Genomic DNA, 13,525 nt, shown 5'->3' on the forward strand with positions numbered 1-13,525 from the left:
AACATATGTTCGAATGAGAGCATGCGGTGGCAGGGGCAAAGGGTCGACGACGTCGGCGAGGCGGCACTGCTGCCCATGAAGGGCTTGGTTCGCAGTGTGCGCGCTCCGGAGTTCGAGGGTGTCACCTTCCACGAGGTGGCCGCCAAGTCCGCCTTGAACAAAGTTCCCCAAAACTCTAATATGCCATTTAAGTGGACTATTAATCCGACGCGTGGATGCCTTCATCAATGTCGCTACTGCTTCGCGAGAAAGACGCATGAATATCTTGATTTAGATTCAGGGAAAGATTTTGATACACAAATTGTGGTGAAGACCAATGTGGTCGAGGTGCTGCGCGCCGAGGTGTCCAAACCGAGCTGGAAGCGCGAGCACGTCGCCCTGGGCACCAACACCGACCCGTATCAGCGCAGCGAAGGCCGCTATGGGCTCATGCCGGGGATCATCCGGGCCCTGGCTGACTCGGGGACCCCGTTTTCGATTCTCACCAAAGGGCCGCTGCTCAAGCGCGATCTGCCGCTCCTGGTCGAGGCGGCTAAGAAGGTGCCGGTCTCCGTGGCGGTGTCATTGGCGATCATGGACACTGAGCTGCAGCAGAAGGTGGAGCCCGGCACGCCCGACTCACGGGCACGACTGAATCTTATCCGTGCCATCACCGACGCTGGACTCGAATGCAACGTAATGGCCATGCCGATCCTGCCGTGGCTGACCGACTCCCAGGACCAGCTTGACCGACTCCACGCTGCACTGGCTGATGCCGGCGCGGGGTGGGTGACCACCGGAGCGCTGCACCTGAGGCCCGGCGCTCGGGAATGGTTCATGCAGTGGTTGCAGGCCGAGTATCCCAAACTGGTGCCGAAGTATCGGCGTCTCTACCGCAGCTCCAGGGGAGACTTCGGCAGCTATGCGGATAAGGACTATAAGAAGTGGTTGGGTCAGCAGGCCGCCGCAGCACGACGCCGCCACGGATTCCTCGACCGGCCACCGCCGGCCTGGCGCGGCCGCGATTCGCCCGAGAAAGCGTCCCAGACGGCACTCAGCGATCGGGCCGAAGAACTGCCGGGGCTGGAACTCTCCGGGCAGGGCGGTCAGCCGACACTGTTCTAGCGACAGTGTTCTCTGCTGCGCTGAGTAGACTGGGGCAATGAGCACCAGTGTCATCAAGATCAATGCCATCACAGTGCCCGAGGACTCCGGCGACCAGCTGGGCCAGCGATTTGCGGCTCACCAGGACTCCATGGCTGGTACGGCCGGTTTCCAGGGATTCGAGCTGCTGCAGCCCACTGACGGGCGGAACCAGTGGCTGGTGGTGACACGCTGGGACTCCGAAGAGGACTATCAGAACTGGCGAGATTCTCAGGATTTCAAGACGTCTCACGGAGAGCACGACGGCGAACCGAAGCGAAAGCCGGTGGGCATGTCCAGTGAGCTGTGGAGCTACCAGGTCGCCGTCACCGGCTGACCAGGTTGATCAGACGGAAGGTTCCGGCGCTGCGCTTTCGCCTGCTGGCGCGGCCAACTGCCACGAGACCCCGAAGCGGTCTTCGACCCAGCCGAACGGACCGAAGCCGTAGTCGTCCAGAGGCATATAGATTCTCCCACCCTGAGCGAGGGCGTCGAACAGGCGCTGCTGCTCGTTTACAGAATCGCAGTCGACCATCACCGAAACCGCCGGAGTGATATCCCACTCGTGCTTGATGAAGCTGTCGCTGCAGCGGAAGTGCTGCCCGGCTATCACGAACTCCGCCAATATGACCGTCCCTTCTGCACCGGGGCCCTCAGCGCCGTAGCGTTGGTCGGTCAGGACCCGGCCGTCATCGAACAGGCCGAGGTAGGTGTCCATGGCCTCGGCGGCGCTTTGCCCACGGCCAGGCTGGAAGGTGAGAAACGGGGTTGCTTGTGGCATCGCCAAATCGTCCTTTCGATTCCTTACGCTTTTAGTTCTTCTAAGGTCGTTCTGCGCGGTCTTTCAGGGTCGCGAGCCGGTGGCCCCACCCGGCGGCCATAGCATCCATCTGACGTGCTGCGGCACTGAGAGCTGATCCGATCGGCTGGCAGCGGATTTCGCAGGGAGTGAGGGTGGCGCTGTTTATCCACCGCCCCGGTTCACGCAAGCAAAATATGGCACTCCAGCCTGATCTGCAATAGAACAGTTGCACAAATTCTGAAGTCGCCGTCTCCGGCTCGGCCTGGTAACCTGGATCGGTCGCAACCAGCGATCCCGCCTCCGTAGCTCAGGGGATAGAGCGTCGGTTTCCGGTACCGAAGGTCAGGGGTTCGAATCCCTTCGGGGGCACCAACAGAAAACCCCCGCGATCGCCTTAAGTCGATCGCGGGGGTTTTCTCATGTCTGAATCACTCCGTGGCGAAGAAGGCGTCTTCCTGGTTGAGCATGCCCAGCTGGACACGGATGACGCCGTCATCATCTTCTGGCACCGCGAGGGCGATGTTTCCTGATTCGCTGCCGCCTTCAAACAGTTCGGCGCTGCTGTCCAACGCGTCTGGGGCGACGGCCATCGAGTCGAAGGCTCCGACTGTCTCACCGCTGGAGGTCACGTAGTCGATGCTTACGCCCATCATGACCATCTCTGATTCGCTGCCGCTGTATGTGACGTCGGCATTGATAAGAGCATAGGCGCTTCCTTCAGGTGCGGGCTCGTTGAACTGGTTCTCCGCTGCGACCTCGTCTGCCGCGTTCGGGGTGAACGAGTTGATGGTCACAGCCCAGTCACCAGCTTCGAAGGTCTCGCCAAGCTGCAGAGGGTTGTCCCTGCTGCCCGCGTCCCCGGAGGCTTCCGTGTCTTCCTCGGTACTGGATTCATCTTCGGAACTGGCCTCGTCGGCGGTTTCAGCAGCGTCATCCTCTGGTGCCTGCTCACTCTCTTCGGAGTTGTTGGTGGTGTCCTCCGAGTTCTGCACCTCCTCGTCGACAGCGGCGAAGAACGCGCCGGTAAGAGCGAAACCGATTAGCGCTACTATTGCGCCGATTGCTCCGGTGATCACGCCGGCAATGCCCTGGCCACGGCCCCGTCGATTGATGAATGCGATGATTCCCAGCACTACGGCGAGCGGACCCAGAAAGAAGCTGAGCGTAGCAATGAACGGAATGAAGCCGAACACCAGTGCAATGATGCCCAAGACCATCGCTGCAATGCCCAACCCCTTCTTTGGCTGCTCCGGTGGTGCTCCAGGGGCGCCGGCAGGCGGGTACATGTCTTGCTGTGTCATAAAAAGTTCCTCTCAGAACGCGAGTGATGGGAAGTAATCCAGTCGGTCGATACCGACACGGGTCACAGTAGGCATGGCCTCGGACACGACCGCTGTCACACCACTCAGATCAACCTTGACATTCCCTGTTTGCAGACTTCTTTAAATCTGTGAAACGGGCCTTTCGGTTGACGAGAGCCGGGTGGGCCGCTGTAGGTAGCAGGACGAGGGCCGGATGCTGGTCAGTGTTCGGTGCGGTGCCACGATTCTCTCGGGAGCCTGGACTCTGTGGTCCTTGTGTCGCGTTCGGACTCGGTCTGTCACGGGCCGTACTCCGAGCTTCGGTGATTTGAGCGTTCGGGCTCTGCGTACTATAGTGATCAGCGTCACAAGTTGTGCGGTTTGGTGACCGCGTTCCGCCGGAGCATAGGTGCCCGGCAGAACGCCTGGAGCCAGACTTGTCGTCACCCCACCGGAACTGCTGGTGGGGTGACTTTTTCTGACGGGCCTTCTGCGATGATGATGCCGTGACATTGGGCACCTACCTGGCATTCGTCGGCGTCGCAGTGATCCTGGCGATCACACCGGGCCCCGACACGCTGCTCTCGCTGCGCTACGCGCTGGTGTCCAGGCGTGCCGGCATCTTCGCGGCCCTGGGCACCACATTCGGCCTGTTCATCTGGGCGGTGCTGGCCGCACTCGGGCTGGCCGCCCTCTTCGACGCCTCAGACAGCGCCTACTACATCGTCAGCCTGGCCGGCGGCAGCTATCTGATCTGGCTGGGCGCACGCACCTCGCTGACGGCACGCGCCAGGTTCCGCGACGCCTCCGTCATCACCGCCTCCGGGGTGCAGCAGACCCAGCCGGCGTCCACCAAATCGGTGAAGGCTACCACCGCCTTCGGCGCCGGCATCGTCACCTGCCTCACCAATCCGAAGACCGGACTGTTCTTCCTCGCGCTGTTCCCGCAGTTCACCCCCAGAGAATCCGGGCCGCTGTTCGTCATCGCAGTACTGGGCGGAACCGTGGCCGCGGCCATTCTGCTCTACCTGCTGGGGCTGGTGCTCATCGTCGACGCCGCCAACCGGTGGCTCTCCAACCCGCGGGTCACCGGCTGGATCGAACTGATCAGCGGGCTCACCCTGCTGGGCTTGGGGCTCTATATGATCGCCACCGGGCTCTACGGGCTGCTCCCGCTGGTGCTCTAGGCGCGTCGCACTTCAGAACAGAACCCGGGGGACGGCGGGGCCAGTGCCGAACACGTAGACTGCTGGGGTGACTCCAGAGGAACTCTCCGCCATCGTAAAATCCGTGCTCGCCGAGGCCGCAGCCGCCGGCGACGTCGCCCTCGACACCATCCCCGACGAGGTGCGAGTGGAGCGGCCCAAGAGCCGCGCACACGGGGACTGGGCCACCAACATCGCCCTGCAGCTGGCCAAGCCGGCCGGCATGAAGCCCCGCGAGCTGGCCGAGGTGCTGGCTGTCCGCCTGAACGAGCAGCAGGGCATCAGTGCGGTGGAGATCGCCGGGCCCGGCTTCATCAACATCACCCTCGACGCCGCCTCGGCAGGTCAGCTGGCCCGGGCGATCGTCGAAGCCGCCGAGACCTACGGCCAGAACCAGACGCTGGCCGGGTCCAGCATCAACCTAGAGTTCGTCTCCGCCAACCCCACCGGGCCGCTGCACATCGGCCACACCCGCTGGGCCGCCCTGGGAGATGCCCTCAGCCGGCTGCTGCGAGCCTCCGGGGCCGAGGTCACCAACGAGTACTACATCAACGACGCCGGCAACCAGATGAACACCTTCGCCGAGTCCGTGCTGGCCCGCCTGCACGGTGACGAGGTGCCCGAGGGCGGCTATCCGGGCGAGTACATCAGCGAACTGGCGCAGACCGTCCTGGAGCACCACCCGGACATCAAAGACCAGGACCGCACCCACGCGCTGCCGATCGCCCGCGAGATCGCCTACGAGGAGCAGATGCGCCGCATCCGGACGACCCTGGAGAACTTCGGGGTGCACTTCGACGTCTTCACCTCCGAACGCACGCTGCACGAGTCCGGAAAACTCGACGACGCCGTAGCGACCCTGCGCGAACAGGGCCACGTCGAAGACCGCGACGGCGCCGTCTGGCTGCGCACCACAGACTCCGGCGACGATAAGGACCGGGTGCTGATCAAAGCAGACGGGGAGCCGACCTACTTCGCCGCCGACGCCGCCTACTACCTGGATAAGCGTCAGCGCGGCTTCACCGAGAAGATCTACCTGCTCGGTGCCGATCACCACGGCTACGTGGGCCGGCTGAAGGCACTGGCGGCCTGCGCCGGCGACGACACCGAACACAACATTGAGATCCTCATCGGCCAGCTGATGAGCGTCAAGGGCGCCAAGCTCTCCAAACGGGCCGGCAACATCATCGCCCTGGACGACCTCATCGAATGGTTGGGCACCGATGCGCTGCGCTACACGCTGGGACGCTACCCAGCAGACTCAGCCATCGACGTGGACCCGGAGCTGCTGCGCTCCAAGACCAACGACAACCCGGTCTTCTACGTCCAGTACGCCCACGCCCGGGCCTGCAACGCCGCACGCAACGCCCACGCCCAGGGGGTGGAACGCACTGGGCCAGATGATGGGGGAGGGTTCGACGCCGGGCTGCTCAGCCATGAGCGGGAGGAGGAGCTGCTGGCGCACCTGGCGAAGTTCCCCACGCTTGTGGCCCGCGCCGCCCAGCTGCGCGAGCCTCATCGAGTGGCCCGCTACCTGGAGGACCTGGCGGCGGCCTACCATGCCTGGTACGCCAAATGCCGGATCGCCCCCAGCGTCACCGAGAGCGGGGAGAGGCAGCCGGTCACCGATCTGAACCGCAGCCGGCTCTGGCTCAACGACGCCACCGTCCAGGTGCTGCGCAACGGGCTGGACCTGCTCGGCGTGAGCGCCCCGGAGCGAATGTGACCAGCGAAGATGTGACGGCAGAGAACATGCTCACACCGCACCCGCTGGCCCCGGACTGGCTGTCCGTCCGAGAGAGCACCGAGGACCTGGAGGCTGCCCTGTTCCCCCAAGACACTGCGCGCACCGCAGACGGTGAGCTGAGCATCGGCGGAGTCGCGGCCTCCGAGCTGGCCGAGACCTACGGCACCCCGCTCTACGTGCTCAGCGAGACCGACTTTCGTGCCCGAGCACGTCAGTTCCGCGAAGCCTTCAGCGCTGCCTTCGCCGCATCGGGCGAGGCCGAGGGCACCGGCGTCGACGTCTACTACGCCGGCAAGGCCTTCCTCTCCACCCACGCGGCGCGATGGGCCGCCGAGGAGGGGCTGAACATCGACACCGCCAGCGGCGGAGAGCTCGCGATCGCACTGGCCGCTGGCATCGACCCCGCCCGCATCGGGCTGCACGGCAACAATAAGTCCGACGCGGAGATCCGCCGGGCGGTGGAACTGGGTCTGGGGCGCATCATCGCCGACTCCGTCGAAGAGATCGAGCGCATCTCGGTCATCGCCTCCGCGATGGGGCGCACCGCCACGGTGCTGCTGCGACTGACGCCGGGAGTCCATGCCTCCACTCATGAGTACATCGCCACCGCCCACGAGGACCAGAAGTTCGGCCTCTCGCTGAGCCCGCACGGCCCGACCCCCGACGTCGAGACCGACGCGGCCAACCCCTATCTCGGATCCCCGGCCTGGACCGCAGTGGAGCGTGCACTGGCGGCCGAGGGCGTCGAACTGGTCGGGCTGCACTGCCACATCGGCTCGCAGATCTTCGAGCCTGAGGGCTTTGAGCTGGCCGCCGATAAGCTCATCGCCTTCCTGGCCCGCATCGAGTCGGTCTACGGCGTCGCGCTGACCGAACTGGATCTGGGCGGCGGCCACGGCATCGCCTACACCGAGGCGGATCAGCCCCGCCACCCCGCAGAGATCGCCGCAGCGCTGGCCGCCGCCGTGCGGGCCTCCTGCGCCGAGCACGGCATCGGCCTGCCGCAGATCAGCATCGAACCCGGCCGCAGCATCGTCGGCCCGGCCGGGGTCACCCTGTACACCACCGGCACCACCAAGGACGTCGTCGTCGACGATGGAATCACCCGCCGCTACATCGCAGTGGACGGGGGCATGGGGGACAACCCGAGGCCGGTGCTCTACGACGCCGACTACTCCGCGGTCCTGGCCTCGCGCAGCATCACCGGGACACACATCCTGTCTCGCATCGTGGGCAAACACTGCGAATCCGGCGATATAGTGGTGCGAAACGTATACTTGCCACCGGCTGTGTCCCGCGGGGACATCCTCGCCGTGCCGGCCACCGGCGCGTACTGCCACTCACTGTCCAGCAACTACAACTATCTCACCCGACCACCGGTGGTCGCCGTCAGCAACGGTGCGGCACAGGTGCTCATCGAAGGCGAGACAGTGGACCAGATGTTGGCCCGGGACACCGGATACACCGGATCGGGAGCCGCAGCACAACCATGACGACGACGCCGCAGAATGTTAGACCACTTGCGTAGATGTAGAGGTGATGATGGCCCGCTCTGAAGACACGATCACCATCGGCCTGCTCGGGGCCGGCAACGTCGGTTCCCTGGTGGCCCGCACCCTGGTGGAGGAACGCGACCTCATCTCCTCGCGAGTCGGCGCCCCGGTGCGGTTGGCCGGTGTGGCGGTGCGCGACCCGGAGGCGCCCCGCGACTGGAAGATCCCCGGAGAGCTGCTGACCACCGACGCCGAGGCCCTGGTGGACCAGGTGGACCTGGTCGTTGAGCTGATCGGCGGCGACGAGCCGGCCGGGCAGCTGATCGAGCGGGCGCTGCGCCGCGGCGCCACCGTGGTCACCGGCAACAAGGCACTGCTGGCCAGCCGGGGTGCGGAGCTCAGCGCCGTCGCCGCCGAATCCGGCGCCGAGCTGCGGTTCGAGGCCTCGGTGGGCGGGGCCATTCCCATTCTTCGCCCGATCCAGGAGTCGCTCTCCGGTGACCGCATCACCAAAGTGATGGGCATCGTCAACGGCACCACCAACTACATTCTGGATCAGATGGACACCACCGGGGCGGCCTTCGCCGATTCGCTGACGGAGGCGCAGAAGCTCGGCTACGCGGAATCCGACCCGACCGCAGACATCGAGGGCCACGACGCCGCAGCCAAAGCAGCGATCCTGGGCACCCTGGCCTTCCACGCCCCCTTCAGCATCGACGACGTCTACTGCCAGGGCATCACCGGGGTCTCCCAGGAAGACATTGAGGCGGCTTCGGCCTCCGGCTACGTGATCAAACTGCTGGCCATCGCGGAGAAGGAGTCCGACTCCACCGGGGCGGTGCTGCGGGTCCACCCGACCTTGCTGCCGCGCACCCACCCGTTGGCCAGTGTCCGCGGGGCCTTCAACGCCGTGTTCGTCGTCGCGGAGAACGCCGGCGAACTCATGTTCTACGGTCAGGGAGCCGGCGGTCAGCCCACCTCCAGCGCGATTATGGGTGACCTGGTCTCAGCGGCGCGCCGGATGCATGCGCCGACCCCAACGGCGACGACCGTCTCCAGTGCCACCGAGCTGCCGCCGCTGTCGATCGAACGGGCGTCCACCCAGTACTACATCGATATGGATGTGGCCGACCGGGAGGGTGTCATCGCCGAGATCGCCCAGGTGCTGGCCGCCAACCACGTCTCCATCGAGTCGATGCGCCAGCCCGGCGTGGTCACCGTGGAGGGCGAGATCGAGGACGAACCCGATAACGGGGCCAAGGTTCAGATCGTCACGCACCTGGCCAGCGAGCGGGACCTGCACGCCACTGTCGAGGAGCTGCGCGGCCTGGACGTGGTCAAGGTCGTCAACTCGGTGCTGCGCGTCGAAGTCGAGAAGTAGGAAGGGCAGGCAACTATGGCTCACCAGTGGCGTGGCGTCATCGCTGAATACGCCGACCGGCTGCCGGTTGATGAGACCACCCGCATCATCACCCTGGGCGAGGGCGGCACACCGCTGGTTCCGGCCCCCGCACTCTCCGCGCTGGTCGAGGGTGAGGTCCACCTCAAGGTCGAGGGGATGAACCCCACCGGCTCGTTCAAGGACCGCGGCATGACCATGGCCATCACCGCAGCCCTGGCCGAGGGCGCCAAGGCCGTGGTCTGCGCGTCGACCGGCAACACCTCAGCCTCGGCCGCCGCCTACGCGACCCAGGCGGGACTCACCTGCGCAGTGCTGGTGCCGGCGGGAAAGATCTCCATGGGCAAAATGTCACAGGCCATCGCCCACGGCGCGGAACTGATCCAGATCGACGGCAACTTCGACGGCTGCTTGGACGTGGCGCGCAAACTGGCGGAGAACTACCCGGTCTTCCTGGTCAACTCCGTCAACCCCTCACGCATCGAGGGGCAGAAGACGGCCGCCTTCGAAGTCGTCGACGCCCTGGGCGACGCGCCCGACTACCACCTGCTTCCAGTGGGCAACGCCGGCAACATCACTGCCTACTGGAAGGGCTACAAGGAGTACTACGACGACGCCGTGGCCACCTCACTGCCCACGATGTGGGGATTCCAGGCTGCTGGCTCGGCACCCATCGTGGCCGGTCACCCGATCACCGAACCGGAGACGGTGGCCACCGCCATCCGCATCGGGAACCCGGCCTCCTGGGAGCACGCCGAGGCTGCCCGTGACGAGTCCGGGGGTCTGATCAAAGCGGTCACCGACGAGGAGATCCTCCACGCACACCGGTGGCTCTCCGCCAAGGAGGGGGTCTTCGTGGAACCGGCCTCCGCCTCCGGGGCGGCAGGACTGATCAAGGAGCACGCGGCCGGCCGGGTTCCGCCGGGCAAGCGGTGGGTCATCACCGTCACCGGCCATGGGCTGAAGGACCCCGACTGGGCAGTGGAGAACCCGGAACTCACCGGTGCCGCCGAATCCGCTGCGGCCCCGACCCAACTGCCCCAGGACGTCGAAACCGTGGCCCACGCGCTGGGACTGTGACGAAGGGGGCCGGATTGCAGACGGGGGTGGATTGCATATGACCGCTGCGCAGCTGGGAGAGGGCGTGGCCCCGGAGTACGCCGCGGGGAGACCGGCGGCGCAGCTGCGCGCGCCGCTGTCGGTACCGCACAGCTTCACGCTGCGGGTGCCGGCCACCAGCGCCAACCTGGGGCCGGGGTACGACACCCTGGGACTGGCCCTTGAGCTGCGCGATGAGATCCAGGTCACCGCCTCTCCGCGGCAGCAGGCGTCGGCACCGCGGGTCGGCGTCGTCGTCGTCGGTGAAGGTGCCCAGAGTCTGCCCACCGATGCTTCCCACCTGCTGGTGACCGTGACCGAAAAGATCCTGGCCGCCAAGGGTTACCAGCTGCCCGATCTGCAGGTGCGGGCCACCAACGTGATTCCGCATTCCCGGGGCCTGGGCTCCTCGGCCGCCGCCATTGCCGCTGCGGTGACGACCGCAGATCAGCTGATCCCCGAGGGGCTCAGCGACGACGAAAAGCTGCAGATCGGCTCCCGCATCGAGGGTCACCCGGACAACTACGCCCCGGCGCTGCGCGGCTCAGTGGCCGTCTCCTGGTCCACCGGTGAGCCGAACGAGCTGGTCTTTCGCACCGCGCCGCTGGTGCCGCATCCGCAGATCAGCACCGTGGTGGCCGTGCCCGACTTTGTGCAGTCCACCCGGGCGGCACGCGATGTGCTGCCGGCGAACGTGGCCCACGAGCAGGCCGCGAGAAACTCCTCCCGGGCAGCGCTGCTGGTCCACGCGCTGACCACGGACCCGGCCCTGCTGATGGAGGCCACTGAGGATTTCCTGCACCAGGAGTACCGTCGCAGCGCATTCCCGGCTTCGATGGCACTGGTCGACTCGCTGCGGGCCGCCGGCCATCCGGCAGTGATCTCCGGGGCGGGGCCGGCCGTGCTGGTGCTCACCGACGCTTCGCACAGCGACTCGGTGATCGCCCACATCGATGAATCCACCTCTGCGCGGGCGGCTGGGGACACATTCGTCCCCTGGAACCTGCCGATCACGACCTCAGGTGTTACAGTAGAGATACCGCGGTGACCAATTCGTCGCCGCATAGCTTTCGCGCACATCGCGCTTTCCCGCTATGGGTTGATTCTTCTGAACTGTGCACTGAATGTGCACTGCCCACTGTCAGTGATGGGAAACTCTCGCACTACAGATGGCCGCGAAAGACCGCCATGGAAATCGTTGGTCGCACACTGAGACGACCTTCCCGACGAGGGAGAAGGAAACCTTCGTGACAGATACCACTACTGAAGCCCCTGAGGCTCAGACTGCCGAAGAGGCACCCCAGAACAACAACAGCGGACTGGCCGGCCTGAAACTGGCTCAGCTGAAGGCTCTGGCCTCACAGCTGGGCATCGCCGGCTCATCCCGCATGCGCAAGTCCGACCTGGTGGAGGCAATCTCTGCCCACCAGCGCGGAGGCGCCGTCGCCGATCGCGACGCGCAGAAGAAGGACCGCGAAGCGGCGGAGAAGGCCAAGGCCGAATCGGCCCAAGCCCCCGCGAAGAGGGCACCTGCAGAGAAGCCGGCCGCAGACCAGCCGGCCGAATCGGACAGCACCGAATCGCACAGCGCCGACCGCAACGGTCACCAGGAGTCCAAGAACAACGACTCCAAGAACGACGGCGGCGCCCCCGGCGAGCACTCCAAGGAGGAGCAGCCCAAAGACGGCCAGCCCAAGGACGGCCAGCCCAAGGGCAGCAACCGTCACCGTCGTCAGCGCGACCGTCAGCGCGGCGGCGACGATAACCAGGAGCATGACTCCCAGGCCTCCCACCAAGGCGGCGGTGATGACCGTCAGTCAGCCCAGGATGGCGGCAAGCAGCAGCACGACTCGCAGTCCCAGGGCGATTCACAGTCCCGGGACGGTGGGCAGCCGAAGGGTCAGCAGAACCAGCAGCACGGTGGTGACGACGACGGCGGCCGCAACGACCGGCGCAACCGTCGGCGCAACCGCAACGACCGCAACCGGCGCGGACGCGATCGTCAGCGGGGACCGGACCACGACGACACTGAGGTGACCGACGAGGACCAGCTGATCCCGATCGCCGGCATCGTCGACGTGCTGGACAACTATGCCTTCGTGCGGACCTCGGGCTACCTGCCGGGCCAGAACGACGTCTACGTCTCCCTGCAGCAGGTGAAGAAGAACAAGCTGCGCAAGGGTGACGTCGTCACCGGGTTCATCAAGGCGCCCAACGAGAACCAACAGCAGCAGCGCGGCAATAAGCGGCAGAAGTTCGCCGCCCTGGTCAAGGTGGAGAAGGTCAACGGGCGCCCCGTCGACGAGAACACCGAACGGGTGGACTTCGGCAAGCTGACCCCGCTCTACCCGCAGGAGCGGCTGCGCCTGGAGTCCGGCGACGCCGGTGCAGTCGGCCCGCGCGTCATCGACCTGATCTCGCCGATCGGCAAGGGCCAGCGCGGACTCATCGTCTCCCCGCCCAAGGCAGGCAAGACCATGATTCTGCAGTCGGTGGCCCACGCCATCAAGCAGAACAACCCCGAGGTGCACCTGATGATGGTGCTGGTCGATGAGCGCCCCGAGGAAGTCACCGACATGCAGCGCAGTGTTGACGGTGAGGTCATCGCCTCCACCTTCGACCGCCCTGCCGATGACCACACCACAGTGGCCGAACTGGCCATCGAGCGGGCCAAGCGCCTGGTGGAGCTGGGTAAGGACGTGGTGATCCTGCTGGACTCCATGACCCGGCTGGGCCGTGCCTACAACCAGTCTGCCCCGACCTCAGGCCGCATCCTCTCCGGCGGTGTGGACGCCGCCGCGCTCTACCCGCCCAAGCGCTTCTTCGGTGCCGCCCGCAACATCGAGAACGGCGGCTCGCTCACCATCCTGGCGACCGCCCTGGTGGAGACCGGCTCCAAGATGGACGAGGTCATCTTCGAGGAGTTCAAGGGCACCGGCAATATGGAGCTGCGGCTGAGCCGGCACCTCTCGGACCGTCGCATCTTCCCGGCGGTGGATGTCAACGCATCCTCCACCCGCCGTGAGGAGGCACTGCTCTCGCCCGAGGAGATCAAGATCATGTGGCGCCTGCGCCGGGTCCTCTCCGGACTCGACCAGCAGCAGGGCTTGGAGCTGCTGATCAATAAGCTCAAGGAGACCAAGTCCAATGCTGAGTTCCTGATGCTGATCTCGAAGACCACCCTGGGCGGTAAGAACGAGAAATAGCTGAGCAGCCCCGGATCCGTCGTCGTGCCACCCACGATGTTCGGGTCCGGGGCTTTCTCTTGCCTCACCGGATCTGTCGCACAGCAGTGGCCGACTCCTCCGCCGCATCGGGGCAGGGCAGCAGCCTCGGCAGACAATTGTGGCCACTGACG

General features: G+C 65.6%; 11 protein-coding genes and 1 tRNA gene. 10 read left to right on the forward strand and 2 right to left on the reverse strand.

Annotated features, from left to right (window positions below; translation table 11 throughout):
* Positions 1 to 21 precede the first annotated feature (21 nt).
* Together FHX47_RS01815 and FHX47_RS01820 are read left to right on the forward strand one after the other, a co-directional pair.
* On the forward strand, positions 22 to 1,104 hold the full coding sequence (locus tag FHX47_RS01815) for an Rv2578c family radical SAM protein (protein ID WP_183357176.1): 1,083 nt from the start codon (positions 22 to 24) through the stop codon (positions 1,102 to 1,104).
* A 37-nt stretch (positions 1,105 to 1,141) separates the two neighbouring features.
* The gene (locus tag FHX47_RS01820) at positions 1,142 to 1,459 is read left to right on the forward strand and encodes an antibiotic biosynthesis monooxygenase family protein (protein WP_183357177.1); all 318 of its coding nucleotides are present in this window, start codon (positions 1,142 to 1,144) and stop codon (positions 1,457 to 1,459) included.
* A 9-nt stretch (positions 1,460 to 1,468) separates the two neighbouring features.
* Here FHX47_RS01820 and FHX47_RS01825 read toward each other — a convergent pair whose 3' ends face one another.
* Entirely contained in the window at positions 1,469 to 1,903 is a 435-nt protein-coding gene (locus FHX47_RS01825) for a VOC family protein (protein WP_183357178.1), read from the reverse strand.
* A gap of 317 nt (positions 1,904 to 2,220) precedes the next feature.
* Between FHX47_RS01825 and FHX47_RS01830 the strand changes: the two genes are divergently transcribed.
* A tRNA-Arg gene (locus FHX47_RS01830) sits at positions 2,221 to 2,296 on the forward strand.
* 56 nt (positions 2,297 to 2,352) lie between these two features.
* Here the strand turns inward: FHX47_RS01830 and FHX47_RS01835 are convergent.
* Positions 2,353 to 3,225 (reverse strand): DUF4190 domain-containing protein, encoded by an 873-nt coding sequence (locus FHX47_RS01835; RefSeq protein ID WP_183357179.1) that lies wholly within the window; start codon positions 3,223 to 3,225, stop codon positions 2,353 to 2,355.
* Positions 3,226 to 3,731: 506 nt separating this feature from the next.
* On the opposite strand from FHX47_RS01835, the gene FHX47_RS01840 reads away from it, so the two are divergent.
* The 7 genes from FHX47_RS01840 (at position 3,732) to rho (ending at position 13,373) form a co-directional block, all read left to right on the forward strand.
* Positions 3,732 to 4,412: a LysE family transporter gene (locus tag FHX47_RS01840; protein ID WP_183357180.1), complete on the forward strand. Its 681-nt coding sequence runs from the start codon at positions 3,732 to 3,734 to the stop codon at positions 4,410 to 4,412.
* A gap of 67 nt (positions 4,413 to 4,479) precedes the next feature.
* Positions 4,480 to 6,156 carry an arginine--tRNA ligase gene (argS, locus tag FHX47_RS01845; RefSeq protein ID WP_183357181.1) on the forward strand — a complete coding sequence of 559 codons (1,677 nt, stop codon included), beginning with the start codon at positions 4,480 to 4,482 and terminating at the stop codon, positions 6,154 to 6,156.
* A gap of 26 nt (positions 6,157 to 6,182) precedes the next feature.
* Complete coding sequence (gene lysA / locus FHX47_RS01850; RefSeq protein ID WP_183357811.1) at positions 6,183 to 7,670, forward strand: diaminopimelate decarboxylase; 1,488 nt, start codon at positions 6,183 to 6,185, stop codon at positions 7,668 to 7,670.
* 49 nt (positions 7,671 to 7,719) lie between these two features.
* Positions 7,720 to 9,051, forward strand: a complete 1,332-nt coding sequence (locus FHX47_RS01855; RefSeq protein WP_183357182.1) for a homoserine dehydrogenase — start codon at positions 7,720 to 7,722, stop codon at positions 9,049 to 9,051.
* Positions 9,052 to 9,066: 15 nt separating this feature from the next.
* Entirely contained in the window at positions 9,067 to 10,149 is a 1,083-nt protein-coding gene (thrC, locus tag FHX47_RS01860; protein ID WP_183357183.1) for a threonine synthase, read from the forward strand.
* Positions 10,150 to 10,186: 37 nt separating this feature from the next.
* Entirely contained in the window at positions 10,187 to 11,215 is a 1,029-nt protein-coding gene (gene thrB / locus FHX47_RS01865) for a homoserine kinase (protein ID WP_183357184.1), read from the forward strand.
* 199 nt (positions 11,216 to 11,414) lie between these two features.
* Positions 11,415 to 13,373, forward strand: a complete 1,959-nt coding sequence (gene rho / locus FHX47_RS01870) for a transcription termination factor Rho (RefSeq protein WP_343064264.1) — start codon at positions 11,415 to 11,417, stop codon at positions 13,371 to 13,373.
* Positions 13,374 to 13,525 lie beyond the last annotated feature (152 nt).

Source organism: Garicola koreensis, from assembly GCF_014195445.1.
Lineage (GTDB): Bacteria > Actinomycetota > Actinomycetes > Actinomycetales > Micrococcaceae > Nesterenkonia > Nesterenkonia koreensis.